A 26,990-nucleotide genomic window follows, 5' to 3' on the forward strand; every position below is an offset into this window, starting at 1 on the left:
CGTTTGCTCATGGCGCTTCTCCCTGTTGGCGGTAGCTGTTGTTCAGAAAAAGGATGCCGCGTACTGCGCCAGCCAGTGCCGCCAGGGCGAGCAGGGCAAGCAGGAATACCGCGCCGATTTCCCAGGAGCTGGACAGCAGCTTCTCGGCCGCTTCGCTGAGCACGACAAACAGCAGACCCAGCGCGACGGTGCTCAGCGCAACGACATCGAAGAAGGCGCGTTGCGCCAGCAGGCCGCAGGCGGCCAGCAGTATCAGCAAGGAAACGAAGGAGGAGGAGGCCGCCAGCCAGGCCGTTGCGACCAGGACGGCGAGGTCGAACGGAACCACACCGGCGCCGGTGAAGCGCTGCAGCGGCTTGCTCATCAGGCAGGCAAGTCCGGTGGCCAGCAGTGCGGTCACCGGGTCGCGGGGAAAACGGTAACCCAGCGACCAGCTCCAGGTCGCGATGGCGGCCGATGCCACGATCACCCAGGCCGCCCAGACCACGTCGGAACGGGCGCCGAGCGCCAGCGGCAGCGCCAGGGCAGTCCACAAGGCAAACAACTGCCACGCGTCGGCCCCCGTCTGGTAGGTCTGGCCGAAGTAGGCGAACAGGCCGCCGATCGCGAGCAAACCGAGCAGGCTGAGCGGTGCGCGGGCACGGGGGAGCAGCGCAGCGCCCGCGCAGGTCAGCAGCGTGAATCCCTGGAGCAAGCCGAACTGCCCGGCGCGTCCGAGGGAATGCCAGTTTGCCGCGACAAAGAAGATCAGCCCCAGTCCACCGAGCAGCGCGGCGATGGACGCCAGCGCGCGCCGGACCAGCGGCAAGGACAGGACCGGCCGGCGGTCGAGGCCGGCCAGGCGCCGCAAGGCTGCGAAGGTGGCGGCATCGAACCGGTGGCGTGCGACCAGGTCAAGGATGGCAAGACGTGTATGCATGATGGCTTCTTCTTTTCTGGCGGTGAACAGGACCGCTGCCATTCTATGGTGACATATTGTTTATGCTTTGATGAAACTCCCTCTTAAAAAATACGCTTTCGAAAAGTTGCTTCTCGTCATTATCTGGGACTGTGGGCAGGCCATGATGGCAGGGTGATTTCACCAGGGAGGATGCGATGCAGAGCACAAATGAATTGAGCGACAAGCTCCTGGGGCCGATGAAAAACATCGTCGGCAAGCATGAAACGGCGATCCGGCCGCTGCTGGGCGGGGGCGAGACAGCGGCGCGCGCCGCGCTGCAGAACGACGAGGCCGTGCGCAAGGTCGCGGTCTTCTGCTATCCGCTGCTGCCGGGCTTGCTGCGCCTGGCGGTGAAGGAGCCGGTGTTCGTGAATTTCGTGATGAACAACCGCGAGCGCGTGCTGGCCGCGCTGGTCAGCAGGGAATGAGTGCTTTGCCGGGCGCGTTCAGGCCTGCTGGACCACCGGCTCGGCCTCCGTCGCCTTTTCCCGTCCGCGGCTGATGCTGTCGCCGTCCTCGCGGCGCAGGCGCCAGAAGATGACGGCCGACACCACGGTCAGCACGGCCAGCGTATCGAAGGCGTGGTGCAGCGCGCCCGTCACCAGCACCTGGTTGGTCTGCGGCACGCGGCCGAGGAACCAGGCGGTGACGAGCGAACCGGTCGCCAGGCCAAAGCTCATCGACAATTGCTGGAACGAACTCGAGATGGTGCTGGCCATGCTCGAATCCCGGGTCTCGATGTCGGCGTAGGCCAGGGTATTCATGCTGGAGAACTGCAGCGAATTGAAGAAGCCCTGCATCAGGCTGATGCAGACGATCGCCGCCAGCGGCGTGTTCGGACCAACCTGGCCGAACAGGAAGATCGTGACCCCGATGCACAAGGTATTGGCCACCAGCACCTGGCGGTAGCCGAAGCGCGCCAGCACCTTGGGCGCGATCAGTTTCATTCCCATCGCCGCGGCGGCCGAAGGCATCATCAACAGCCCCGATTGCCAGGCCGGCAGGCCCAGGCCCAGCTGGTAGAGCAGCGGCAGCAGGAAGGGCAGGCCGCCCACGCCCAGGCGCGTGACGAAGCCGCCGACCACGGAAATGCGGAAAGTACGCACTTTTAACAGCGTCAGGCGCAGCAGCGGGAACTTGATGCGGCTGGCATGCAAGGCGTAGCTGGCGAGCAGCGCGATCGACAGCGCCAGCAACAGGGCCATCGTCATGCTGCTAAGCGTGTGTTCGCCGAAGATCTCCAGCAGCCAGGACAGGATGGCGGTGCCGGTGCTGAACAGGATCAGGCCCAGCACGTCGAGCGGACGGCGCTCGTCGCCGTGGTAGTCCGGCATGTGCCGGTACACCAGGTACATGGCGATCAGTCCGAAGGGCACGTTGATGAAGAAGATGGCGCGCCACGAGGTCCAGTGCACCATCAGGCCGCCGACGGTCGGCCCCAGCAGCGGGCCGATGAGCGCCGGGATGATGACGAAGTTCATCGCCCCCAGCAGTTCGGATTTCGGGAAAGTGCGCACGATGGCGAGGCGGCCGACCGGCATCATCATCGCACCGCCCAAGCCTTGCAGCAGGCGGGCGGCGGTCAGCATCTCGGCATTCGCCGACAGGCCGCACAGGACCGACGAGGCCGTGAAGATGCCGATTGCGATCAGGAACACGCGGCGGGTGCCGAAGCGGTCGGCCATCCAGCCGCTCACGGGGATGCCGACGGCCAGGCCGAGGATGTAGCTGGTGACGACCGACTTCAGGCTCAGCGGCGTAACCCCGAGGCTGGCCGCGATGCTGGGAATGGCGGTGTTGACGACCGTGGCGTCGAGCTGCTCCATGAACAGGGCAGTAGCGACCAGCCACGGCAGGTATTTCTTGACGGTGGAACTATCCAATCGGCCCTCATCCAGTCCGGCGCAGCGGGTGCGTGCGCCTGCCCGGATTGTCACATAAATCAGGAAACGTCGATTTCAAGCGGACGTTCCTGAACAGACAGGGGACTGGAAAGACTCAGAACTGGTAGCGGACCTGGGCCACCAGGAAGTTCACGCCGCTGTTGGGCTTCTTGATGCTGCCGTTCGAGTAATGCTGGACCTTCAGGCCGAAGTCCCACTTGTCGTGGGTGACGTAGCCGATGCCGAGGTGGTCGCCGAACTGGAAGGCGGTCGACAGGCGGTTGTCGTCGTTGTTGTACAGCTCCGACATCAGGTTGGCGCCGATGCCGCCCTCGACGTACCAGCCGAGCTTGTCGTCGCGCTGGTAGCGGAACACCGGAGTAATGCCGATCACGCCGATGTTCTGGTGCTCGCCGCGCACGTTGCGGTAGGCCGAGCCGCGCCAGTAGGCGGCGGACAGGTCCCAGTAACCGCCCAGGTGACGGCCGTTCGAGGCGAACCATTGCTTGTCCCAGTTCGACTGGACGGCCAGCCGGCCCATGCGCACCTTGGCGCCGGTGCCGTATTCGAAGGAAACCGAGTCGACCCAGCCGTTGTCGGCCGCACAGGCCTGGCCACCACACATCAAGGCAACTGCGGCGAGGGCGCTGCCGATTTTTTTGATAGAGACCATAATTGCTTTCATGAATATGCGCCAGTCGACGCTGGCGAAACGATGAATATTGTACTGGCACGAACAAAACCGCGTCGCCAGCCCCTCGTAAAATTGTCAAGGAGCCGCATGAGCCGTTTAACGATTGCTTTCCTGGGTACCGGCCTGATGGGCCGCCCCATGGCCACCCGCCTGGCCGACGTCGGTTTTCCGCTGCGCGCATGGAACCGTACCACGGCCAAGGCGCGCACGATTGCCGAGCATGGCGCGCACGTCTGCGATTCGGTTGAGCAGGCGGTGCGAGGCGCCGCGATTGTCGTTTCGATGCTGGAAGCCGGACCGGCGGTCGACGCCACGATCGCCGCCGCGCTGCCGGCGATGACGCCGGGGACGCTCTGGATCGATATGAGCTCGACCCGCCACGACGAGGCGCTGGCCTTCCACGCGCGCCTGGAAGCGCAGGGCATGCGCTTTCTCGACGCGCCGGTCTCGGGCGGGGTGCCGGGGGCCGAAGGCGGCACGCTGGCGATCATGGCGGGCGGCAGCCTGCGCGACTTCGAGACGGCGCTGCCGCTGTTCGCCGTGCTGGGCAGCGCGCGCCTGGTGGGGCCGGCCGGCAGCGGCCAGGTGGCCAAGCTGTGCAACCAGTTGATCGTCGGCGCCACGATCAACGTCGTGGCCGAAGCCCTGTTGCTGGCCCAGGCCGCCGGCGCCGACCCGGCCGCGGTACGCGAGGCGATCCGCGGCGGCTTCGCCGGCAGCCGAATCCTCGAGCTGCACGGACAGCGCATGCTCGACCGCAATTTCGTCCCCGGCGGCCAGGTGAAAAGCCAGTTGAAGGACTTGCGCAACGTGCTTGCCGCCGCGGCCGAGGCCGGGCTGGCGCTGCCGCTGACCGCGGCGGCAACCCGCAGTTACGAGGCGATCGAGGCCGAACTGGGCGGCGCGGACCACGCTGCGGCACTGCTGGCGCTGGAGCGGATCAATCCGGGTGTCAGGTTGGGGGAGGGGGAGGATCGCTTGCCGTGAGCGGCGGGGTTTCGTAGGGTGGGCTCACGGGTTGCAATGCGGCGAAGCTGCCCGCAGTACGCAACTGGCGCAGGTGAGGGATATTCCAGGGTGCGCATCAGTACGACCGCGTGGGCTCAAGAGCCCACCCTACAACGGCAGCGAATCGTAGGGTGGGCTCTCGAGCCCACGCGGTCTCACGGGTTGCAATGCGGCGAAGCTGCCCGCAGTACGCAACTGGCGCAGGTGAGGGATATTCCAGGGTGCGCATCAGTACGACCGCGTGGGCTCAAGAGCCCACCCTACAACGGCAGAGCAACGTAGGGTGGGCTCTCGAGCCCACGCGGTTTCACCGGTCGATATACGGCAAAGCGTCAGAAACCAGCGCTGCCGCTCACGCCACCGGCAAGCGCATCTCCACCAGCCGTGCCCAGAAGCTGGCCCCGACCGGCAGCAGCTGGTCGTTGAAGTCATACGAGCCATTGTGCAGCTGGCAAGGCCCGAGCCCGTGGCCGCCGGCGCGGTGCTCGCCGTCGCCGTTGCCGATGAAGACGTAGCAACCCGGCTTGGCCTGCAGCATGAAGGCGAAGTCCTCGGCACCCATGGTCGGCTCGACATCGGTGTTGACGTTCTTGTCGCCCACCACCGCGCGCATCGCCTCGACCGCGAAGGCGGTCTGCTCGGGGTGATTCACCAGCGGCGGGTAATTGCGCTTGAAACCGAAGTCGACGCTGGCGTTGAAGCCGGCCGCGACGCCGTTCGCAATCTCCTGCATGCGCCGGTCGATCAAATCGAGCACCTCGGTCGAGAAGGTGCGCACGGTGCCGATCAGGACCGCCTCGTCGGGAATCACGTTGGTGGCGCTGCCGGCGTGGATCTGGGTGATCGACAGCACCGCCGTTTCCAGCGGATTCTTTTCGCGCGAAATGATCGTCTGCCAGCTTTGCGCAATCTGCACCGCCACCATCACCGGGTCGATGCCGCGGTGCGGCTGGGCCGCGTGCGCGCCTTTGCCCTTCACGACGACGCGGAACTCGTTACTGGAGGCCATCATCGGCCCCGGGATCACGCCGAAGCTGCCCGTCGGCAGGCCCGGCCAGTTGTGCATGCCGTACACGGCGTCCATCGGGAACTGCTCGAACAGGCCGTCCTCGATCATCTTGCGCGCGCCGGCGCCGCCTTCCTCGGCGGGCTGGAAAATCAGGTACACGGTGCCGTCGAAGTTGCGATGGCGCGACAAATAGTGGGCTGCGCCCAACAGCATTGCCGTATGGCCGTCGTGGCCGCATGCATGCATCTTGCCGGGGTGGCGCGACGCGTGGTCAAATGTGTTGAGCTCCTGCATGGGCAGCGCGTCCATGTCGGCGCGCAGGCCGATCGCGCGGTCCGAGCTGCCGTTCTTGATGATGCCGACCACGCCGGTCACGCCCAGCCCGCGCACGACGGGGATGCCCCATTCGGTCAGGCGCGCGGCGACCACGTCGGACGTGCGTTGCTCTTCGTAGCACAGTTCCGGATGGGCGTGGATGTCGCGCCGGATCTGCTCCAGTTCGGTTTGGAAAGCGAGGATAGGTTCTACGAGTCTCATCTTGTTCTCCCTAGCAGCATGCAATCGATGCAAGTGTCCGGGCTATTGTAGCCCTTGTCACCATGTGAAATCCAGCCCGGCCAGAAGCCGCCGGACCGGTCCGCAACGAAGCCAGCCGGAATCGGATAAAGTATTGGTTTCTCGACGTTTTTTTCCTGGAACTGATTCAGATGAGCATCACCCAAGTCCGCGCCGCCTGCCCCCACGACTGCCCCGATACCTGCGCCCTGCTCGTCACCGTCGAAGACGGCGTGGCGACCGAAGTGCGCGGCGACCCGGAGCATCCGACCACTGCGGGCGTGCTGTGCACGAAGGTGTCGCGCTACGTCGAGCGCACGTATTCGCCGGACCGCCTGCTGCATCCGATGCGCCGTGTCGGCAAGAAGGGTGAAGGCAAGTTCGAACAGATTACGTGGGACGAAGCGCTGGATGAGATCGCGGCGCGTTTGAAGCCGATCGCCGCCCGCAACCCGCAAGCCATCCTGCCCTACAGCTACTGCGGCACCATGGGTCTGGTGCAGGGCGAGGCGATGGCGATGCGCTTCTTCAACAAGCTGGGCGCCTCGCTGCTCGACCGCACCATCTGCGCCACCGCCGGCTTCACCGGCTACAAGTACACCGTCGGCGGCTCGATCGGCACCGACATGGAGCAGTTCCAGGACGCCAAGCTCATCATCATCTGGGGTGGCAACCCGATCGCCTCGAACCTGCACTTCTGGATGCGCGCCCAGGAAGCCAAGCGCCGCGGCGCGAAACTGATCGCGATCGATCCCTACCGCTCGCTGACGGCCGAGAAGTGCCACCAGCACATTGCCTTGCTGCCGGGCACGGATGCCGCGCTGGCGCTGGGCCTGATGCACGTGCTCATCAAGGAAGACCTGCTCGACCACGACTACATCGCCGACTACACGCTGGGCTTCGAGGAACTGAAGCAGCGTGCGCTGGAATGGACGCCCGAGCGCACCGCCAAAACCTGCGGCATCTCGGCCCAGGAAGTGATCGACCTGGCGCGCCTGTACGGCGAGACCGCCAGGCGCGGCGAGCCGGTGGCGATCCGCTGCAACTACGGTGTGCAGCGGGCCAAGGGCGGCGGCATGGCGGTGCGCAACATGAGCTGCCTGCCGGCCCTGGTCGGCGCCTGGCGCCATCCGGCCGGCGGCATCCAGCTGTCGACCTCGGGCTCGTTCCCGGCCAACCGCGTCGGCCTGCAACGGCCGGACCTGCTGGCCGGCCGCAAGCCGCGCACCATCAACATGACCACCATCGGCGACGATTTGCTGAAGGATGCCTCGCCCGAATTCGGCCCGAAGGTCGAAGCCGTGATCGTGTACAACGCGAATCCGCTGGCGATCGCGCCCGACTCGCGCAAGGTGCAGCAAGGCTTCGAACGCGACGACCTGTTTACTGTGGTGCTGGAACACTTCCGCACCGACAGCGCCGATTACGCCGACATCCTGCTGCCGGCCACGACCCAGCTCGAGCACGTCGACGCCCACCTGGCCTATGGCCACCTGTACATGATGGCGAACAACGCGGCGATCGCGCCGCTGGGCGAAGCCAAGCCGAACACGGAAATCTTCCGCCTGCTGGCCGCGCGCATGGGTTTCGATGACCCCTGCTTCCAGGAGAGCGACGAAGAGCTGGCGGCCCAGGCCTTCGATAAAACCCACGAGCGCGCGATCCACTTCGACTGGGAATCGCTCAAGCGCAAGGGTTGGCAAAAGCTGAACATGCCGGACGCGCCGTTCGCCCAGGGTGGCTTCCCGACGCCATCGGGTAAATGCGAGTTCTATTCGAGCACGATGGCAGCGGATGGCCTGGACCCGCTGCCGGCCTATATCGCACCGTACGAATCCGTGGCGTCGAACCCGACGCTGGCGAAGCGCTATCCGCTGGCGATGATTTCTCCGCCGGCACGGAACTTCCTTAACTCAACCTTTGTCAATGTACAGAGCTTGCGTGCAACCGAGGGCGAGCCGCACCTCGACATCCACCCGAACGACGCTGCCGTGCGCGGCATCGCCCACGGTGACATGGCACGTATTTTCAACGACCGCGGCTCTTTTGTTGCCAAGGCGCGCGTGACCGAGAAAGCGCGACCGGGCCTCGTGGTGGGCTTGTCGATCTGGTGGAAGAAGCTGGCCAGCGACGGCAAGAACGCCAACGAAGTGACCAGCCAGCGCCTGACCGACATGGGCAGGGCGCCCACTTTCTACGACACCCTGGTGCAGGTCGAAAAGGCCGCGCCCCGACCCGGACATGAAACTACGCTCTAGACTTCCCCGATTTTTCCGGCACGCGCTGATCGCAGGCGCGGCCGCCGGAATGCTTGCCAGTTGTTCTACTCTGAATTACTACACCCAGGCGGCGCAAGGCCAGCTTGAACTCCTCTCCGACGCAAGGCCGATCGACGACTGGTTGGCCGATCCCAACACCAACACGACACTGCGCCACCGCCTGGAAATGGCGCGCCAGATCCGCCTGTTCGCGGTCCAGAAGCTGGGCTTGCCGGACAACGGCAGTTACAAGAACTACGCCGACCTGAAGCGCAAGTACGTGCTGTGGAACGTGGTCGCCACGCCCGAGCTGTCGCTGAAACCCTTGCAGTGGTGCTTCCCGGTGGCCGGCTGCGTGAATTACCGCGGCTACTACAACAAGGACGACGCCCAGGCCTACGCGCGCGAATTGCGCGCCCAGGGCCGCGACGTCGAGGTCGGCGGCGTCAGCGCCTACTCGACCCTGGGCTGGTTCAGCGATCCCCTGATCTCCACTTTCATCAATTACCCGGACGCGGAACTGGCGCGCCTGATCTTCCACGAGCTGGCGCACCAGGTGGTCTACGTGCCGGGCGACTCGCGCTTCAACGAATCCTTCGCCAGCGCGGTGGAAGAGGCGGGCGTCGAGATGTGGCTGATGCAACACGGCAACCCGTCGATGCGCGAAGCCTACGAGCGCTACTCCGCGCGCCGCAAGGACTTCCTGGGCCTGCTGCTGAAGTATCGCCGCGAGCTCGAGCGCACCTACGCGTCCCCCATCGGCGACGAGGACAAGCGCATCGCCAAGGCGAGATTGTTCCTGGCGCTGAAGGACGAATACCAGGTGCTGAAGGCCAACTGGGGCGGCTACGCCGGCTACGACCGCTTCTTCGCCGAGCCCTTGTCGAACGCCCACCTGGCCTCGATCGCGACCTACAACGACTATGTGCCGGCCTTCCGCACCCTGCTGCGCCAGGAAAAGGATTTCCGCCGTTTCTATCGCCAGGTTACGAAGCTCTCCAAGCTCGACAAGGCGGACCGCACGGCCGCGCTGAAGGTGTTCGATGCCACCGCGCCCAACGCGCCGATCATGGTGCAGCGCAGCACTGGCGCCATGCCGTAAAGCGGTCTTGGACTTCTCGGTAGAGTCCCTGTTCCAATTAAGGCAAAAGCGCTTGCGCGCAAGCGCGCTGCCCGATAGCATCATATGCGGCAATAGCAAAGGCATAAGCACGCACGTTCGGTTTGCAAATATTATTTGACAATATGAACTGAACGACAACGATACTATTGGAGACAGGGGCATCTGATGGACAAAATTTGGCTGAAGTCGTACCCGGCTGGCGTGCCGGCTGAAATCAACCCGGATCAATACCGATCGCTCGTCCACATGCTGGAAGAGTCCTTCCAGAAATACGCGAATAACAATGCGTATGTTTGCATGGACAAGTTCCTCACGTACGCCGAACTCGACGCCTGCTCGAAGAGGCTGGCCGCCTGGCTGCAAAGCCGCGGCATGGCCAAGGGCGCGCGCGTCGCGGTGATGATGCCCAACGTCCTGCAGTACCCGATCGCGATCGCCGCGATCCTGCGCGCCGGCTACACTGTCGTCAACGTCAATCCCCTCTACACCGCACGCGAACTCGAGCACCAGCTGAAGGACTCGGGCAGCGAAGCGATCATCGTGCTCGAGAACTTCGCGCACACGCTCGAGCAGGTGCAGAAGAGCACCCCGGTGCGCCACATCGTCGTCGCCAGCATGGGCGAATTGCTCGGCGGCGCCAAGGGCATGCTGGTCAACTTCGTAGTCCGCAACGTCAAGAAGATGGTGCCGGACTTCGCGCTGCCGAACATGGTGCGCTTCAAGGATGCGCTGGCGCAAGGCGCGAAGATGCCGTTCGCGGCGCCCGAGCTGACGTCTTCCGACATCGCCTTCCTGCAGTACACCGGCGGCACCACCGGCGTCTCGAAGGGCGCCACGCTGACCCACCGCAACATCATCGCCAACGTGCTGCAGACCGAAGCCTGGGCCCAGCCGGCGCTGATGCAGCCGCCCGCGGTCGAGTTCCCGACCATCGTCTGCGCGCTGCCGCTGTACCATATCTTCGCGCTGACCGCCTGCGCGATGTGGGGCATGCGTGTCGGCGGCCTGAACATCCTGATCCCGAACCCGCGCGACATCCCGGGCTTCATCAAGGAAGTGGCCAAGTACAAGATCACCATGCTGCCGGCCGTGAACACGCTGTACAACGCGCTGGTCAACCACCCGGATTTCGCCAACCTCGATTTCTCCAGCCTGAAGACCGCGAATGGCGGCGGGATGGCGGTGCAACAGGCGGTTAATGACAAGTGGAAACAGGCAACCGGCAAGAGTATCATTGAGGGTTATGGCTTGTCGGAAACCTCGCCGGTGGCCACCTGCAACCGTGCCGACGAGCAGGGCTTTACCGGCACCATCGGCCTGCCGGTGCCCTCGACCGACATCGCGATCCTGGACGACGACGGCAACGTGCTGCCGATCGGCCAGACCGGCGAGATCGGCATCCGAGGCCCGCAAGTGATGGCCGGCTACTGGAACCGCCCGGACGAGACCGCCAAGGTGATGACCGCCGACGGCTTCTTCCGCTCGGGCGACGTCGGCATCATGGACGAGCGCGGCTACGTGAAGATCGTCGACCGCAAGAAGGACATGATCCTGGTGTCGGGCTTTAACGTCTACCCGAACGAACTGGAAGGCGTGATCGCCGGCCACCCTGGCGTACTCGAGTGCGCGGTGGTGGGCGTGCCGGACGAGCATTCCGGCGAAGCGGTGAAGGTGTTCGTGGTGCGCAAGGACCCGGACCTCACCGAACAGGCGCTGATGGACTACTGCAAGACGCAGTTCACCGGCTACAAGAAACCGAAGTACATCGAATTCCGCGACGAACTGCCGAAGACCAACGTCGGCAAGATCCTGCGGCGGGCCCTGCGCGACGAGCAGCAAGAGAAGCAGAAGCAGGCAGCCTGATGTAGAGATAATGGCGCGAGTTCGGCCGGCAAAGCCGCCCGTGATCCGGGCGGCTTTGCGTTTAATTGAACACACAAAGTTTAGAAGGCGAGGCATCAGATGGACAAGTTTTGGCTCAAGTCGTACCAGGCAGGCGTGCCGGCGGAAATCGACCCGACGCAGTACCGCTCCCTGACCCATTTGCTGGAAGAATCCTTCCGCAAGTACGCTGACCAGAAGGCCTTCGCCTGCATGGACAAGGTCATCACCTACGGCGACCTGGACCGCATGTCGCAGCAGATGGCGGCCTGGCTGCAAAGCCGCGGCCTGCAGCCGGGCGCGCGCGTGGCGATCATGCTGCCGAACGTCCTGCAATACCCGGTCGCGATGGCGGCCGCCCTGCGCGGCGGCTACACCATCGTCAACGTCAATCCCCTCTACACCCCGCGCGAACTGCAGCACCAGCTGAACGATTCCGGCGCCGAGGTGCTGGTGGTGCTGGAGAACTTTGCCCACACCGTGGAGCAGGTGATCGCCAACACCCCGGTGAAACACGTCGTGGTCGGCACCATGGGCGACCTGCTGGGCGGCGTGAAGGGCGCGATCGTCAACTTCGTCGTGCGCAAGGTCAAGAAGATGGTCCCGGCCTGGTCGCTGCCCGGCCACACCGGCTTCAAGAAAGTGCTGGCCGAAGGCGCGCGCCTGTCCTTCAAGCCGGTCACGCTCGGTCACGACGACATCGCCTTCCTGCAATACACCGGCGGCACCACGGGCGTGTCGAAAGGCGCCGTCCTGCTGCACAAGAACGTGCTGGCCAACGTGCTGCAGAACGAAGCCTGGTTCGGCCCCTCGCTCTCGAACGCGACCGCTGGCCGCCAGCTCGAATTCATGTGCGCGCTGCCGCTGTACCACATCTACGCGCTGACGGTCTGCGCCCTGCTCGGCATGCGCCTGGGCGGCATGAACGTCCTGATCCCGAACCCGCGCGACATGGACGGCTTCATCAAGGAACTGGGCAAGTACAAGATCAACGTCTTCCCGGCCGTGAACACCCTGTACAACGGCCTGGTCAATCAATCGACCTTCGCAAATCTCGACCATTCCAGCTACCTGGTCTGCCCGGGCGGCGGCATGGCCGTGCAGCAGGCGGTGGCCGACAAATGGCTGAAAATTACCGGCTGCCCGATCGTCGAGGGCTACGGCCTGTCCGAGACTTCGCCGGTGGTCACCGCCAACCGCTGCGACATCACCGATTTCACGGGCACCATCGGCCTGCCGCTGCCGTCGACCGAAGTGCTGATCCTCGGCGAAGCGGACCAACCTGTCCCGTTCGGCCAGTCCGGCGAAATCGCCGTGCGCGGCCCGCAGGTGATGGCTGGCTACTGGAAGCGCGACGACGAGACCGCCAAGGTCATGACGGCGGATGGTTTCCTGAAGACCGGCGACATCGGCATCATGGACGAGAAGGGCTACACCCGCATCGTCGACCGCAAGAAGGACATGATCATCGTCTCGGGCTTCAACGTCTACCCGAACGAAGTCGAGAACGTGGTCGCCTCGCACCCGGGCGTGCTGGAAGTGGCCTGCGTCGGCGTGCCGGATAAGCACTCGGGCGAAGCCGTGAAGCTGTACGTGGTGAAGAAGGACCCGAAGCTGACCGCCGAAGACCTGCTGCATTTCTGCAAGGACGAACTGACCGGCTACAAGCGTCCGCGCCACATCGAGTTCCGCGACACGCTGCCGAAGACCAACGTCGGCAAGATCCTGCGCCGCGAACTGCGGGACGAGAAGCAGACGGCTTGAGGAACGGTTGGAATAGGAAACGCAAAACCGGCACGGTGTGAGGACACCGTGCCGGTTTTTTTATGACGCTCCAGCTCGCGCCGGCGCCGGTCAGGCGGCGCGCTTCCTCCTGCGCAGGGCGACGCCGGCCAAGCCCAGGCCCAGCAGGGCCAGCGAGCCCGGCTCGGGAACGGCGTTCGCGTTGCCGGCGTCAAAGCTGATCTGGTAATCGAAATAATTAATCCAGTCGACCCAGTCGCCACCTGCCGGGTAATCGTCGCGGATGCTGAGGCCGATATTGCCGTCCGCGAGGATCGATGCCAGTTCCGCATCGGTCAGGGTGGCGGAGGTGGAGAAGGTGATGTTGTGGCCCGGTGCCGCATCGGTCGGGTGGTCCCAGCGATCGTCGTCGGTATTTCCGTTCAGCATCCAGCCGAGGTCCACGCTTTCCAGCATCAGGAGCAGGTTCGCATCGCTCTCGTCGAAGTCGCCATTGAAGGTGATCGAGATGACGCCGTTCGAGAACTTGTTGTAGGGCGCGATGGCCGTGCTGACGTCGACGTTGTCCGAGAGCGTCCAGAACGGCGGCAGGGAAGGCGATGCCAGGCTGCCACTGAAGGTCAGGGGCACGGCGCTGGCAGCGCCGGAAAGCAGGGCAAACGCGAACGGTACGGCAAATTTGATTTTCTTGAACATGGAATTCCCCAGTTGGATGCGTTAACGACTTATGGTTATTGTTGCGTTATCGAACTAGCAAGAAGAATGCCAGACCAGTGCCGAAACGCAAGCCTTTGTATTTACGGGGAAATTATTTCCTTACTTCACTCATTGCGCATTGCACTGTAAAGACAGTCGACAATCCACGGTCATCCCATCAAGGAAGGCGCATGGCGGCGCTGCGTAGTAGCGGATCGTCCTAGGCGCCTCGAACCCGGGCGACACCGGCGTCGACCCTGAAAGCGTCGAGGACCGACTGCGCCGTGCATGCATCGCGCACATCGTCGAGCGCCATGAACTGCGCCGTGCTCGCGGCCGGCGTCAGGTCGATCAGCATGTACCCGCGCCGGTCGCTGCGGCCATACAGGATGTGCGAATTGCGCTCGACGTTTTCCGCAGTGCGCGCCTGCGGCCGCGAGCTGGAGGTGACCGAGGTGCCACAGAACTCGGCCGCAACGATCGGGTTCGTTTTCGACACCGGCCGCGCGACATCGCGCCGTAGCTCGGCCGCGTAGAAGGTGTGGACGTCGCCCGAGAGCACCAGCGGATTGCGGGCGCGGCTTGTCGCCAGGGTGTCGAGCAGGCGCCGGCGCGCGGCCGGATAACCATCCCAGCCATCGGTCCAGAAGCGGCCATCGTCGGGCGAGCGCACCGGCACGCCGCTCGACTGCGCCATCAGGGTCTGCTGCGCCAGGATGTTCCAGCGCGCCCGCGACGACGACAAACCCTGCGCCAGCCAGGCTTCCTGCTCCAGCCCCAGCATTGTCCGCCGCGGATCGCGCAGCTCGGCGCAGGCGCGCGCCAGCACCACGTTCGAACCGCCGCGGCCGGGTTTCGAACAGGCGAGGGGAGAGCGGTACTGGCGGCTGTCGAGCAGGTGGAAGCGCGCCAGCCGGCCCCAGTCATGGCGCTGGAACATGCGCAGCGCGCCGAAACTGCGCGGTGCCGGCAGGCGCAGCGGCATGTGTTCATAGAATGCCTGGTAAGCCGCGGCGCGGCGTGCCGCGAAATCCGGCGCCAGCCGCTCGTCGACGTCGCCTGCGTAATCGTTGGCGACCTCATGGTCGTCCCAGGTCACGATCCAGGGCGCGGCGCGGTGCGCGGCCTGCAGGTCCGGGTCGCTCTTGTACTGCGCATAGCGGGCGCGGTAGTCGGCCAGCGTGAACGACTCGTGCGAGCGCACCGCGCGCGGCGGATGGCGCAGCTGGTAGGGTCCCCATTCATAGATGTAGTCGCCGAGGAAAGCGACCAGGTCGGGCGCGGCCTGGGCGATGTGGCGGTGCGCCGCATAGTGGCCGAATTCCCAGTGCTGGCAAGAGGCTACCGCCAGTTTCAGCCGGGTCGGCATGATGTCCATGGCGGGCGCGGTGCGCGTGCGGCCGACCGGACTGACCGCGTCGCCCAGCATGAAGCGATACCAGTACCAGCGGTCCGGCTTCAGGCCGGTCGCATCGACGTGCACGCTGTGGGCCAGGGCAGGGGAGGCGGTGGCGCTGCCTTTCGCTGCGATCTTGCGGAAGGCCTCGTCCTCGGCCACTTCCCAGCGCACGGTGAGGGCGAGCGGCGGCGCCGAGGCCGCGTCCAGCGGATCGGACAGGATGCGCGTCCACAGGATCACCGCGTTGGGCAGCGGTGAACCCGAGGCGACCCCAAGCGAAAACGGGTAAGAGGAACCGGCCGCGCCGGCGCTGGCAGTGAAACCGAGGCCGGTGCCGGCCGCGGCGGTAAGGCGCGCCGCGTCGAGCAGGAAAGTCCGACGCGCCTCGTGCATGGTTTATTGCTGGTGCGAGATCAGCGACTCCAGCGGCGGCAGCTGGCGCGGCTTGCGGTCCGGGCCGGTGGCGACGTAGGTCAGGGTCGCTTCGGTGACCTTGACGATGTTCGACTGCAGGCGGTTGCGCTCGGCATAGACCTCGACGTAGACCGTGATCGAGGTGTTGCCAACCTTGACGATATCGGCGTAGAACGACAACAGGTCGCCCACGAATACCGGGTTCTTGAACAGGAAGGAGTTGACGGCGATGGTGGCCACGCGGCCATTCGCGCGGCGGGTGGCCGGCAGCGAGCCGGCGATGTCGACCTGGGCCATGATCCAGCCGCCGAAGACGTCTCCGTAGACGTTGGCGTCCGGCGGCCCCGGCATCACGCGCAGCTGCGGGATCTTCCCTTCAGGCAGGCGGTTGGTCGGGGCGGCATTGTTTTCTGGCGTGGTCATCTTGTTTTTCCGTGAAAAGCTACAATCGTCCCGAATTGAACCATAAATCCCGGACCCCTGCCATGCGACGCTCCTCCACCAGTTCCCTCCCGCCGCCCGATAACAAGGACCGGCAACGCACCGACTGGGCCACGCTGCGCACCCTGTTTCCCTACCTCTGGGTCTATAAATGGCGCGTGATCGCCGCGCTCGGCGCGCTGATCGGCGCCAAGATGGCCAACGTCGGCGTGCCGCTCGTGCTCAAGCAATTGATCGACCAGCTCGCCATCGATCCGGCGCATCCGCAAGCCCTCCTGGTGCTGCCGGTCGGCGCCCTGATCGCCTATGGCCTGCTGCGCCTGTCGACCACGGTGTTCACCGAGCTGCGCGAATTCCTGTTTGCGCGCGTCACCCAGCGCGCGGTGCGCACCATTGCCCTGAAAGTGTTCCGCCACCTTCATGCGCTGTCGCTGCGTTTTCACCTGAACCGCCAGACCGGCGGCATGACGCGCGATATCGAACGCGGCACGCGCGGCGTGAATTCGCTGATCTCGTATTCCCTGTTCAACGTGCTGCCGACCCTGGTCGAGATCACGCTGGTGCTTGGCTACCTGGTGTTCAACTACGACATCTGGTTCTCCATCATCACCGCCGGCGCGCTGATCACCTACATCACCTTCACCGTCGTCGTCACCGAATGGCGCACCCACTTCCGCCGCACGATGAACGAGCTCGACTCGAAGGCCAACACCAAGGCCATCGATTCGCTGCTGAACTACGAGACGGTGAAATACTTCGGCAACGAGGACTACGAAGCCAAGCGCTACGACCAGGGCCTGCAGCACTACGAGAACGCCGCGGTGCGCTCGCAGACCTCGCTGTCGGTGCTGAACACCGGGCAGTCGCTGATCATCGCCACCGCCGTGACGCTGATCCTGTGGCGCGCGACCGAAGGCGTCATCGCCGGCACCATGACCCTGGGCGACCTGGTGCTGGTGAACTCGTTCATGATCCAGCTGTACATTCCGTTGAACTTCCTGGGCGTGATCTACCGCGAGATCAAGCAGGCGCTGGCCGACATGGAGCGCCTGTTCGGCCTGCTCGACCAGAACCGCGAGGTGGCCGACGCACCAAGTGCGCAGCCGCTGGTCACGAAAGGCGCGCGCGTCGAGTTCTCGCACGTCGAGTTCAGCTACGAGGCCAAGCGCCAGATCCTGTTCGACGTCGACTTCGCCATTCCCGCCGGGACCACCACGGCCGTGGTCGGCCACAGCGGCTCGGGCAAGTCGACCCTGTCGCGCCTGCTGTTCCGCTTCTACGACGTGAACAAGGGAGCGATCAGCATCGACGGCCAGGACATCCGCAACGTGACCCAGGAGTCGCTGCGTTCCCACATCGGCATCGTGCCCCAGGATACGGTGCTGTTCAACGACACCATCGAGTACAACATCGCCTATGGGCGGCCGGGCGCGAGCAGGGAAGACATCGTGGCGGCGGCGCGCGCGGCCTCGATCCACGACTTCATCGAGAGCCTGCCGGATGGCTACGCGACCATGGTCGGCGAGCGCGGCTTGAAACTCTCGGGCGGGGAGAAGCAGCGGGTGGCGATTGCGCGCACCTTGTTGAAGAACCCGGCGATCCTGATCTTCGACGAGGCGACCTCCGCGCTGGATTCGAAGTCGGAGCAGGCGATCCAGGCGCAGCTGAAGGAGATTGCGAAGAGCCGCACGACGCTGGTGATTGCGCACCGGCTGTCGACGATCGCGGATGCGCAGCAGATCATCGTGCTCGACCACGGGAAGATCGTGGAGCGCGGCACGCACGGCAGTTTGCTGGCGGCGCGCGGGTTATACGCGCAGATGTGGGAGCGCCAGTTGGCGCGGCCGGACGAGGAGTTGGCGTCGCCGCCGTTGGAGTTGCAGGGGGAGTGAGTTTCGGGACGTGGCGCTGTTGCGTGGGCCGTTATCGGTGTTCTTGATCCGCGTGGGCACGAGTGCCCACCCTACGGTCACCGTTATCGGCGAGTTCATACGAAACCCGTTTGCGGTCACCGCTAACGGCGAGATCATACGAAACCCGGATACGTAACGTGTCCCGTAGGGTGGGCACTCGTGCCCACGCGGATTCAACTCACCACGAACAGAACACGCAACAGCGCCACTAGCGCATCAATACGTGCTGAACATCCGCTGAATCTCGCGCGTACTGTTCGTCCTGGTCAGCGCCAGCATCAGCAAAATACGCGCCTTCTGCGGCGACAAATTATCCCCCGCCACGAAATCCAGCTCATCGTCATTCGCCTCGCCATTCCTCGCCACGATGCCCTGGCCGACGCGGCTGGAGCGCACGATGACCACGCCCTTCTTGCGCGCGGCGCTCAAGGCGGGACGCACCTTCGCCGGCAGCGAGCCGTTGCCCACGCCCGCATGCACCAGGCCTTTCGCGCCCGAGGCCACCAGCGCCTCGACCGCCACCGGCCCCACGTTCGCGTGCGCATAGGCGACTTCCACCTGCGGCAGGATCGACAGGTTCGTCACGTCGAATTCCGTCTCCGTCGTGTGCTTGCGCGTCGGCTGGCGATAGAAATAGGGCTTGCCGCCCTGGATGTAGCCCAGCATGCCCAGGTCGCTCGCCTTGAAGGTGTCGGCGGTCGTCGTGTTGGTCTTGGTGACGTCGCGCGCGGCCTGGATCTGGTCGTTCATCGCGACCAGCACGCCGCGGCCGACGGCTTCCTGCGAACCGGCCAGCACCACCGCGTTGTACAGGTTGATCGGACCGTCGGCCGAGAGGGCGGTGGATGGGCGCATCGAGCCCACCACCACCACCGGCTTGTTGCTCTTGACGACCAGGTTCAGGAAGTAGGCCGTTTCTTCCAGCGTGTCGGTGCCGTGGGTGATGACGATCCCGTCCACGTTCCGCTGCGCCAGCAGGGTGTTGACGCGCTTGGCCAGCGCCAGCCAGTGCTCGTTGCCCATGTTCTCGCTGGCGATCTGGAACACCTGCTCGCCGCTGACGTTGGCGACCTTGGTGATTTCCGGGACCGCCGCGATCAGCGCCTGCACGCCGACCGTAGCGGCGGTGTAGCCGACGGTCGTGGTGCTGGTCGCGCCGGTGCCGGCAATCGTGCCGCCGGTGGCGAGGATGGTCACGTTCGGCTTCGAAGTGGTCTTTACCTCGGCCTGGGGCTGGGCCTGCGCCGCCAGGGCAACGCAGAACAGGAACCCGAACAGCGCGGCGGCCGAGCGGGCGGTTTTCTGGAACAGCATGCTACTTTCTCCTTAAACTGGGCGTCCCGAAGCTGCTTACAGCTTCTTGTAGACGACGCCTTCTTTCATCACAAACTTGACCTGCTCGAGCAGTTTCACGTCGCGCAGCGGGTCGCCGTCCACCGCCACGATGTCGGCCGCGAAGCCCGGCTCGACCAGGCCCAGGCGTTGCGGCTGGTCGAGCAGGGTGGCGGCGTGGATGGTGGCCGCGCGGATGGCCTCGATCGGCGTCATGCCGGCTTCGACCATGTAGCCGAACTCCTTCGCGTTCTCGCCGTGCGGGAAGACGCCGGCGTCGGTGCCGAAGGCGATCTTGACGCCGGCTTTATGGGCGCGGGCGAAGGTGGCCTGCAGCTGCGGGCCGATCGCCGTCGCCTTCGGGCGCACCAGGGCCGAATAATAGTTCGGGTCCTTGGCCTTGTCGGCGACGTAGCGGCCGGCCGAGATGGTCGGCACGTACCAGTGGCCGGTCTTCTTGAACAGGCCCACGGTCTCGTCGTCCATCAGGGTGCCGTGCTCGATCGAGTCGACGCCGGCGCGCAGGGCGCGCTTCATGCCTTCGGCGCCGTGCGCGTGGGCGGCGACGCGGAAGCCGTAATCCTTGGCGGTGCTGACGATGGCCTTCAGCTCGTCCTCGGTGTACTGCGAGTTCTGGCCGCTGGCGGCCTGGCTCAGCACGCCGCCGGTGGCGGTGATCTTGATCAGGTCCGCGCCTTCCTTGTAGCGCTGGCGCACGGCCTGGCGGCCTTCTTCCGGGCTGTCGATCACGCCTTCCTGCGGGCCTGGGGTGCCGAGCTTCTCGCTCAGGAAGTGCGACAGGTTGTTGGTCGGATCGGCATGGCCGCCGGTGGTGGCGATCGATTTACCGGCGGTGAACATGCGCGGGCCGGGAATCGCGCCGGCCGCGATCGCGCGCTTGAGCGATACGTTCAGGCCATCCTGCGCGCCGAGGTCGCGCACGGTGGTGAAGCCCGCCATCAGGGTGCGCTCGGCGTATTTGACGGAGCGGAAGGCCATGTCGGCCGGGTCGGCGGTCAGGCGGTCGCGGTAGGAATCGACCACAGGCTGGGTTTCGCTGGTGAGGTGCACGTGCATGTCGATCAGGCCCGGCAGGCAGGACTTGGTCGACAGGTCGATGCGGTCCGGGCCCGACGCGGCGGACCCCGTCGGTCCCACCGATTTGATGGTGCCGTCCTCGATCACGATGCTGACGCGTTCGCGCCAGGTGCCGCTCTTGACGTCGAGCAGGCGGCCGCAATCGACCGTCTGGGTGGCGGCGTGCGCGCCGTTCAGGGAAAGCAGCAAACCTGCCGCGACCAGCTGTTTCATCTTGTTCTCCTCCATGCTTTTCTTGTGATGTGATGAAAAAAAGGCCTCCCATCGCTGGAAGGCCTCGGTAGTACTGTGTCCGCGGCTAGCGCAGCGGCGATGTGGCGACGTCCTTGTGCGGCACGGGCTTCTCCAGGTCGCCCTCCCACTTCGCCACCACGGCGGTGGCGATGCCGTTGCCGATCACGTTGGTGGCCGAGCGCGCCATGTCCAGGAAGTGGTCGATGCCCAGCAGGAGCAGCAGGCCCGCTTCCGGGATGTTGAACTGGGCCAGCGTCGCGGCGATCACGACCAGCGAGGCGCGCGGCACGCCGGCCATACCCTTCGAGGTCAGCATCAGCACCAGCATCATCATGATCTGGGTCGACAGCGGCAGTTCGATGCCGTAGGCCTGGGCGATGAACACGGCGGCGAAGGTGCAGTACATCATCGAGCCGTCCAGGTTGAACGAGTAACCGATCGGCAGCACGAACGCGGCCAGGCGGTTCTTGACGCCGAAGCGCTCCAGACCTTCCAGGGTCTTCGGGAAAGCAGCTTCCGAGGAGGCGGTCGAGAAGGCGAGGATGGTCGGTTCCTTCAGTTCCGAGACCAGGCGTAGCACGCGCGGGCCGAGGAAGGCCATGCCGATCAGGATCAGCACGATCCACAGCAGGATGATGCCGAGGTAGAACTCGGCCATGAAGATGCCGTAGGTGGACAGCACGCCCAGGCCGCTCTTGGCGACGATGCCGGCGACTGCCGCGAACACGGCGATCGGCGCGAAGTTCATCACGTAGCCGGTGACCTTCAGCATAATGTGGGCGATGCCGTCGACGGCGTCGATCAGCGGCGTGGCGCGGGCGCCGACGGCGGCGGCGGCGGTGCCGAAGAAGACCGAGAACACGACGATCTGCAGGATCTCGTTCTTGGCCATGCCGTCGACGATCGAGGCCGGGATCAGGTGGGTGATGAATTCCTTCAGCGTCAGGCCGGTGGTGACGATGTCGGTCTTGGCATCGACCGGCGGCGCCATGCCGGCCAGGAACATCGCGTCGCCCGGACGGAACAGGTTCACCAGGATCAGGCCCAGCGACAGCGAGATGACGGATGCGATCACGAACCAGCCCAGCGCCTTGACGCCGATGCGGCCGACTTCCTTGGCGTCGCCCATCTTGGCGATGCCGACCACCAGGGTCGAGAACACCAGCGGCGCGATGATCATCTTGATCAGGCGGAGGAACATGGTCGTCACCAGCGCCAGGGTGTCGGCGAAGCCTTTGGCGTCGTCCATGGTGGTATTGGCGACATAGCCGACGACAACGCCGAGCGCGAGGCCGATCAGGATGTAAGTGGTGAGGCGGTTTCGATTGTTCATGTGCTTCCTGTGGTCGACCTGCGTTCTATCCGCGCACGCCGGAATTCGTGGTCCTGGCGCCGGCGGGCTGGGGCAAAATGGGGGTGCTTCTGCGTGCGAACGGAATTCGTTCTGATTATCCTGGCAAGTTCCGCAGTATCCTAGGCACTGTTAGTGCTGTCAAGCACGCCCAAGGGCTTGAAACGATTGGTAAACATGATTGAAATAGACAAGGTCAGCAAGTGGTACGGCGACTTCCAGGTGCTCGCCGAATGCAGCACGCAGGTGGCGCGCGGCGACGTGGTGGTGGTGTGCGGTCCCTCCGGCTCGGGCAAGTCGACCCTGATCAAGACCGTCAACGGCCTCGAGCCCGTCCAGCAGGGCAGCATCCGCGTCGACGGCGTGCTTGTTACCGATCGCAAGACCGACCTGCCGAAGCTGCGCGCCAAGATCGGCATGGTGTTCCAGAACTTCGAACTCTTCCCCCACCTGTCGGTACGCGACAACCTGAGCCTGGCCCAGGTCAAGGTGCTCGGCCGCTCCAAGGACGAGGCGCTCGAGCGCGGCCTGGCCTACCTCGACCGCGTCGGCCTGCTGGCGCACCAGGACAAGTATCCGAACCAGCTCTCCGGCGGCCAGCAGCAGCGCGTCGCGATCGCGCGCGCGCTGGCGATGGACCCGGTGGCGATGCTGTTCGACGAACCGACCTCCGCCCTCGACCCCGAGATGATCGGCGAAGTGCTGGACGTGATGGTGGGTCTCGCGCAGGACGGCATGACCATGATGGTGGTGACCCATGAGATGGGCTTCGCGCGCAAAGTCGCCGACCGCATCGTCTTCATGGACCACGGCCGCATCGTCGAGGACACCCCGAAGGACGCCTTCTTCACCGCCCCGCAATCCGCCCGCGCCCGCGAGTTCCTCAATAAGATCATCCATTAAGGCGTAGGGTGGACACCTGTGTCCACGCCGTCTCACCTGTCGAACAGCCGCGCAGTCGTAGGGTGGGTTCTTGAACCCACACCGATCGACCGCTCGCTCGAACGCGACCTTTGCCACTCTGTCCACAAACCGAAGCGGCGCGCTCCACGGCCCGCCATGCAGGTAAAATATCGCCGTCCGCAATCCGAGAGCCGCCATGTCCACCACCATCGAGACCCCGCAATCCATCACCATCACCCGCCCCGACGATTGGCACCTGCACCTGCGCGACGGCGCGGCGCTGGCCAGCGTGCTGCCGCATACCGCACACCAGTTCGCGCGCGCGATCGTGATGCCGAACCTGAAGCCTCCGGTCACCACCGCCGCTGACGCCGCCGCCTACCGCGACCGCATCCTGGCCGCGCTGCCGGAGGGCATGCGGTTCGAGCCCCTGATGACGCTGTACCTGACCGACAACACCGACCCGGACGAGATCCGCCGCGCCCAGGACACCGGCTTCATCCACGCCGTGAAGCTCTACCCGGCGGGCGCCACCACCAATTCGGCGGCCGGCGTCACCGACCTCAGGAAATGCTACAAGACCCTGGAAGTGATGCAGGAAGTCGGCATGCCGCTGCTGGTGCACGGCGAAGTCACCGACAACGACATCGACCTGTTCGACCGCGAAGCCGTCTTCATCGAGCGCGTAATGCGCCCGCTGCGTAAAGACCTGCCGGCCCTGAACATCGTGTTCGAGCACATCACCACCAAGGACGCGGCCCAGTACGTGGCCGAAGCCGCAGGCCCGATCGCGGCGACCATCACCGCCCACCACCTGCTGTACAACCGCAACGAGATCTTCCGCGGCGGCATCCGCCCGCACTACTACTGCCTGCCGGTGCTGAAGCGCGAAGAGCACCGCCTGGCGCTGGTGACGGCCGCCACCAGCGGCGACGAGCGATTCTTCCTCGGCACCGACTCGGCCCCGCACGCCATCAACGCCAAGGAAACCAGCTGCGGCTGCGCCGGCTGCTACACCGCGCTGCACGCGATGGAGCTGTACACGCAAGCGTTTGCCGACGCCGGCGCACTCGACAAACTGGAAGCCTTTGCCAGCTTCAATGGCCCGGCCTTCTACGGCCTGCCGCGCAACGAGGGCACGATTACCCTGACCCGCGAGACCTGGACCCTGCCGGAAACGGTGCCGATGGGCAGCGCCCGCCTGGTGCCGCTGAACGCCGGCGAGCAGATCCACTGGAAGATGGTGTAAGGCCGGACGATGCTTGCGCAGATCGACTGGTCCCGCCCCTGGTACGACGCGGTGCGTCCCGCCTTCGAGCGCTTGCAGCTCGACGACGAGGCGTTTGTCGCCGCCTTCAACCGCAACGCGGCGAGCCTGGCCCTGCGCAACCATCGTGATCTACCCATCGCCTTCGTGCCGCAGGAATCGCTGCCGGAAGGGACGGCCTATGAAGCCTTCATCAGCGCCACCGGCGGCGTGCCCACGCGCGACAACCTGCACGACTTCTTCAATGGCCTGGTGTGGCAGACCTTCCCGGCCATCAAACGCCAGCTGAACGCCCTGCAGGCGGCGCAGATCGAAGCCGCCGGCGGGGTAGGGCAGTCGCGCGGTGCGGCGCGCGACGCCGCCACCATCTTCGACGAGAACGCGGCCCTGCTGGTGGTGCGCGCTTCGAGCCCGGGACGCGAGCTGGTCGACGAGCTGCGCGCCCACTGCTGGGACGCCGCCCTGTTCGAGAAGCGCGGCATGTTCGGCCGCGACGCCCAGTTGTGGTTGTTCGGCCACGCGCTGATGGAAAAGCTGGTCGCGCCGCGCAAGGCCATCACCGCGCACACACGCGTGGTGTTCGCCGACGACGCCTATTTTGCGCTGTCGCCGGACGCCCAGCGCGCCTGGATCGACGAACGCGTGGCGGCCGAGCTGGCGGAGGGTGCATTGACCACCTCCAGCTTCACGCCGCTGCCGGTGCTGGGCGTGCCCGGCTGGTGGCCGGAGCAGGACGCCGCCTTCTACGCCGACACGAGCGTGTTCCGTCCCAAGCGGGTGGCGCCATGAGCGCCCAGGTCCGCTGGGGCATTCTCGGCACCGGCAAGATCGCGCGCGCCTTTGCCACCGCCCTGCGCGACGTGCCCGGTGCGCAGCTGGCGGCGGTCGCTTCGCGCAGCCTCGACAAGGCCGAGGCCTTCGCCGCCGAATTCGGCGCCGCTGCCGCCTTTGGCGCCTACGAGGAGCTGGCGGCAAGCGACGGCATCGACCTGGTCTACATCGCTACGCCCCACCCGCAGCACGCGGCGAATGCCCTGCTGGTGCTGGGCGCCGGGAAGGGCGCCCTGGTCGAAAAAGCCTTTACGATGAACCGGCGCGAGGCCGAGCAAGTGGTCGCGCTGGCGCGTGCGAACAAGCTGTTCCTGATGGAGGCGATGTGGACGCGCTACCTGCCGTCCCTGCTCGAAGTCAAACGCATCATCGCTTCCGGCGAGATCGGCGAGGTCAGCCAGGTCGTGGCCGACTTCGGCTTCACCGCCAACTTCGGCCCCGAGCACCGGGTCTTCAATCCGGCGCTGGGCGGCGGCGCGCTGCTCGACCTGGGCATCTATCCGCTGTCGATCGCGGCCAGCCTGCTCGGGCCGGTCGCGTCGGTGCAGGCGCAAGCCCGGATGGGCCCGACCGGCGTCGACCTCCAGACCGGCTTCACCTTGGTGCACGAAGGCGGCGGCATGTCGGTCTGCAGTTGCTCCTTCCTGGCGCGCACGCCGGGCGAATTGACGGTATCGGGCACGCGTGGCCACGTGCGCATGAACACCATGTTCCACCGCGCCCGCTCGGTGACGGTGGCGCTCGACGACGGCAGCACGCGCACGGTCGACACGCCCTACCTCGGCAACGGCTACGTGCACGAAGTCATCGAGGCCCAGCGCTGCTTCCAGGCCGGCCTGCTCGAGAGCCCCGATATGACCCAGGACGAGACGCTGGCGCTGTTGAAAGTGATGGACGAGATCCGGCGCCAGATCGGGCTGGTCTACGACGCCGACCGCGCCGTGTAGATTCGCAACGCCGTCCGGCGTATGCATGTTGACAAGAAAATCGGCGGACCGAATACTGGACAGGTTCCCATGCCTGTCCTGTCCGGAGTCCTCCATGTCTGCCCTGCGCGCCACCCTCCTTGCCGCCGCCTTCCTGCTGCCCCTTGCCGCCCAGGCCGAACCCGTTCCCGTCCCCGCCGACAAGCTGGCCTATGTCGGCGACTGGCAGGGCAAGGAGATGCGCATCCAGATGGCCAAGGACGGCAAGATCAAGTACAAGCGCGACCGGCCCAGCAAGAAGCTCGACCTCAGCGTCGACCTGCAGGGTTTTGACGGCGACAATTTCGACATCGGCTGGGGCTTCGTGCGCTCGACCTTTGTCGTCAGCAAGCCGCCGCAACGCGAGGGCGACAAGTGGAAGATGACGGTCGACGGCGTCGAGCTGACGCGGGTGGATTGAGAGCGCCTAACAGAACCTCCATGGCAGCGTTGCATCGTCTTGCCGTACAGGCGTACTGTCTTCGACGCTGCGCCTTGCCCTGAAGGTTCTGTTAGGGCTCTAGGCTTGAGATAGCGCTGACGCCGGCGCGACGGCTGAAACCGGATGGCGGCTGCATTGTCTTACCATGCGGCTGGCCCATTCATCGGAGGCTAAATGACGCTGAGCAAGGTCGCTCCCATCCTGCGCATCTTCGACGAAGCGAAGGCGCGCGCATTCTACGTGGATTTCCTCGGCTTCGAGGTCGACTGGGAACACCGCTTCGAGCCGGGTTTTCCGCTCTACCTGCAAATCTCGCGCGGCAGCTGCGTGCTGCACCTGAGCGAACACCATGGCGACTGCTGCCCGGGAGCGGGACTGCGGATCGAAGCCGACGACATCGACGCCTACCACGCCGAACTGACGGCGCGCGGCCATGGCAACGCCCGGCCCGGCATCGAGGAGATGCCGTGGGGGACACGGGACATGGCGGTGACCGATCCGTTCGGGAACCGGTTGACGTTTACCAGCGCGATCAGCGCGTGAGCGGGCGCGTCGCGGACAGGCTGTCGGTATGCATGATGTTTACCGCGTGGGTTCAAGAACCCACCCT

23 protein-coding genes are annotated in these 26,990 nt (G+C 65.2%); 13 read left to right on the top strand and 10 right to left on the bottom strand.

From position 1 onward, the window contains the following. Nucleotides 1–7: 7 nt before the first annotated feature. Complete coding sequence (locus ACFOPH_RS20070) at nucleotides 8–919, bottom strand: DUF2157 domain-containing protein (protein ID WP_312549125.1); 912 nt, start codon at nucleotides 917–919, stop codon at nucleotides 8–10. Nucleotides 920–1,095: 176 nt separating this feature from the next. On the opposite strand from ACFOPH_RS20070, the gene ACFOPH_RS20075 reads away from it, so the two are divergent. Next, entirely contained in the window at nucleotides 1,096–1,368 is a 273-nt protein-coding gene (locus tag ACFOPH_RS20075; RefSeq protein WP_312549124.1) for a hypothetical protein, read from the top strand. 18 nt (nucleotides 1,369–1,386) lie between these two features. On the opposite strand, the gene ACFOPH_RS20080 is transcribed toward ACFOPH_RS20075, so the two are convergent. Both ACFOPH_RS20080 and ACFOPH_RS20085 read right to left on the bottom strand, forming a co-directional pair. Further along, a complete protein-coding gene (locus ACFOPH_RS20080; RefSeq protein WP_379737045.1) occupies nucleotides 1,387–2,823 on the bottom strand; it encodes a DHA2 family efflux MFS transporter permease subunit in 1,437 nt (478 codons plus the stop codon). 115 nt (nucleotides 2,824–2,938) lie between these two features. Further along, on the bottom strand, nucleotides 2,939–3,496 hold the full coding sequence (locus ACFOPH_RS20085) for an acyloxyacyl hydrolase (RefSeq protein ID WP_312549120.1): 558 nt from the start codon (nucleotides 3,494–3,496) through the stop codon (nucleotides 2,939–2,941). A gap of 108 nt (nucleotides 3,497–3,604) precedes the next feature. Between ACFOPH_RS20085 and ACFOPH_RS20090 the strand changes: the two genes are divergently transcribed. Continuing rightward, nucleotides 3,605–4,504: an NAD(P)-dependent oxidoreductase gene (locus tag ACFOPH_RS20090; protein WP_379737046.1), complete on the top strand. Its 900-nt coding sequence runs from the start codon at nucleotides 3,605–3,607 to the stop codon at nucleotides 4,502–4,504. A 373-nt stretch (nucleotides 4,505–4,877) separates the two neighbouring features. On the opposite strand, the gene ACFOPH_RS20095 is transcribed toward ACFOPH_RS20090, so the two are convergent. Beyond that, on the bottom strand, nucleotides 4,878–6,071 hold the full coding sequence (locus ACFOPH_RS20095) for a M20 aminoacylase family protein (RefSeq protein ID WP_379737047.1): 1,194 nt from the start codon (nucleotides 6,069–6,071) through the stop codon (nucleotides 4,878–4,880). A 170-nt stretch (nucleotides 6,072–6,241) separates the two neighbouring features. Here ACFOPH_RS20095 and ACFOPH_RS20100 point away from each other — a divergent pair, with 170 nt between their 5' ends. The 4 genes from ACFOPH_RS20100 (at nucleotide 6,242) to ACFOPH_RS20115 (ending at nucleotide 13,115) form a co-directional block, all read left to right on the top strand. Further along, entirely contained in the window at nucleotides 6,242–8,347 is a 2,106-nt protein-coding gene (locus ACFOPH_RS20100; protein ID WP_379737048.1) for a molybdopterin-containing oxidoreductase family protein, read from the top strand. Nucleotides 8,348–8,396: 49 nt separating this feature from the next. Then, the gene (locus ACFOPH_RS20105; protein WP_312549114.1) at nucleotides 8,397–9,449 is read left to right on the top strand and encodes an aminopeptidase; all 1,053 of its coding nucleotides are present in this window, start codon (nucleotides 8,397–8,399) and stop codon (nucleotides 9,447–9,449) included. A 186-nt stretch (nucleotides 9,450–9,635) separates the two neighbouring features. After that, entirely contained in the window at nucleotides 9,636–11,333 is a 1,698-nt protein-coding gene (locus ACFOPH_RS20110; protein ID WP_312549113.1) for a long-chain-fatty-acid--CoA ligase, read from the top strand. A gap of 99 nt (nucleotides 11,334–11,432) precedes the next feature. Beyond that, nucleotides 11,433–13,115 (top strand): long-chain-fatty-acid--CoA ligase, encoded by a 1,683-nt coding sequence (locus tag ACFOPH_RS20115; RefSeq protein ID WP_379737049.1) that lies wholly within the window; start codon nucleotides 11,433–11,435, stop codon nucleotides 13,113–13,115. A gap of 90 nt (nucleotides 13,116–13,205) precedes the next feature. Here the strand turns inward: ACFOPH_RS20115 and ACFOPH_RS20120 are convergent, their stop codons facing one another. From ACFOPH_RS20120 to ACFOPH_RS20130, 3 genes are all read right to left on the bottom strand, one after another. Continuing rightward, nucleotides 13,206–13,790 (bottom strand): PEP-CTERM sorting domain-containing protein, encoded by a 585-nt coding sequence (locus ACFOPH_RS20120; protein ID WP_379737050.1) that lies wholly within the window; start codon nucleotides 13,788–13,790, stop codon nucleotides 13,206–13,208. Between the two features lie 220 nt (nucleotides 13,791–14,010). Beyond that, nucleotides 14,011–15,582, bottom strand: a complete 1,572-nt coding sequence (locus ACFOPH_RS20125; protein WP_379737051.1) for an alkaline phosphatase D family protein — start codon at nucleotides 15,580–15,582, stop codon at nucleotides 14,011–14,013. 3 nt (nucleotides 15,583–15,585) lie between these two features. Then, nucleotides 15,586–16,026 (bottom strand): acyl-CoA thioesterase, encoded by a 441-nt coding sequence (locus ACFOPH_RS20130; protein ID WP_313704540.1) that lies wholly within the window; start codon nucleotides 16,024–16,026, stop codon nucleotides 15,586–15,588. Nucleotides 16,027–16,088: 62 nt separating this feature from the next. On the opposite strand from ACFOPH_RS20130, the gene ACFOPH_RS20135 reads away from it, so the two are divergent. Continuing rightward, a complete protein-coding gene (locus ACFOPH_RS20135) occupies nucleotides 16,089–17,936 on the top strand; it encodes an ABCB family ABC transporter ATP-binding protein/permease (protein ID WP_312550087.1) in 1,848 nt (615 codons plus the stop codon). A 237-nt stretch (nucleotides 17,937–18,173) separates the two neighbouring features. Here ACFOPH_RS20135 and ACFOPH_RS20140 read toward each other — a convergent pair whose 3' ends face one another. The 3 genes from ACFOPH_RS20140 to ACFOPH_RS20150 form a co-directional block, all read right to left on the bottom strand. Beyond that, nucleotides 18,174–19,271, bottom strand: a complete 1,098-nt coding sequence (locus tag ACFOPH_RS20140; protein ID WP_379737052.1) for a type II asparaginase — start codon at nucleotides 19,269–19,271, stop codon at nucleotides 18,174–18,176. Nucleotides 19,272–19,307: 36 nt separating this feature from the next. Further along, nucleotides 19,308–20,600: a metal-dependent hydrolase family protein gene (locus ACFOPH_RS20145; RefSeq protein ID WP_379737053.1), complete on the bottom strand. Its 1,293-nt coding sequence runs from the start codon at nucleotides 20,598–20,600 to the stop codon at nucleotides 19,308–19,310. 85 nt (nucleotides 20,601–20,685) lie between these two features. Next, the gene (locus tag ACFOPH_RS20150; protein WP_312550090.1) at nucleotides 20,686–21,954 is read right to left on the bottom strand and encodes a dicarboxylate/amino acid:cation symporter; all 1,269 of its coding nucleotides are present in this window, start codon (nucleotides 21,952–21,954) and stop codon (nucleotides 20,686–20,688) included. Between the two features lie 195 nt (nucleotides 21,955–22,149). On the opposite strand from ACFOPH_RS20150, the gene ACFOPH_RS20155 reads away from it, so the two are divergent. The 6 genes from ACFOPH_RS20155 to ACFOPH_RS20180 all read left to right on the top strand — a co-directional run bounded on the left by ACFOPH_RS20155 (nucleotide 22,150) and on the right by ACFOPH_RS20180 (nucleotide 26,923). Continuing rightward, the gene (locus ACFOPH_RS20155; protein WP_312550091.1) at nucleotides 22,150–22,875 is read left to right on the top strand and encodes an amino acid ABC transporter ATP-binding protein; all 726 of its coding nucleotides are present in this window, start codon (nucleotides 22,150–22,152) and stop codon (nucleotides 22,873–22,875) included. A gap of 196 nt (nucleotides 22,876–23,071) precedes the next feature. Next, nucleotides 23,072–24,124 carry a dihydroorotase gene (gene pyrC / locus ACFOPH_RS20160; RefSeq protein ID WP_379737054.1) on the top strand — a complete coding sequence of 351 codons (1,053 nt, stop codon included), beginning with the start codon at nucleotides 23,072–23,074 and terminating at the stop codon, nucleotides 24,122–24,124. A 9-nt stretch (nucleotides 24,125–24,133) separates the two neighbouring features. Further along, nucleotides 24,134–24,931 carry a DUF3025 domain-containing protein gene (locus ACFOPH_RS20165; protein WP_312550093.1) on the top strand — a complete coding sequence of 266 codons (798 nt, stop codon included), beginning with the start codon at nucleotides 24,134–24,136 and terminating at the stop codon, nucleotides 24,929–24,931. Beyond that, on the top strand, nucleotides 24,928–25,920 hold the full coding sequence (locus ACFOPH_RS20170) for a Gfo/Idh/MocA family protein (RefSeq protein WP_379737055.1): 993 nt from the start codon (nucleotides 24,928–24,930) through the stop codon (nucleotides 25,918–25,920). The genes ACFOPH_RS20165 and ACFOPH_RS20170 overlap by 4 nt, the downstream gene beginning before the upstream one ends. A 94-nt stretch (nucleotides 25,921–26,014) precedes the next feature. Then, nucleotides 26,015–26,359, top strand: coding sequence for a hypothetical protein (locus ACFOPH_RS20175; protein ID WP_379737056.1), 345 nt, complete (start codon nucleotides 26,015–26,017; stop codon nucleotides 26,357–26,359). A gap of 195 nt (nucleotides 26,360–26,554) precedes the next feature. Further along, nucleotides 26,555–26,923 (top strand): glyoxalase superfamily protein, encoded by a 369-nt coding sequence (locus ACFOPH_RS20180; protein WP_379737057.1) that lies wholly within the window; start codon nucleotides 26,555–26,557, stop codon nucleotides 26,921–26,923. The last annotated feature ends 67 nt before the right edge of the window (nucleotides 26,924–26,990 follow it).

The organism is Massilia haematophila (assembly GCF_042647645.1).
Classification (GTDB): Bacteria; Pseudomonadota; Gammaproteobacteria; order Burkholderiales; family Burkholderiaceae_D; genus Telluria; species Telluria haematophila.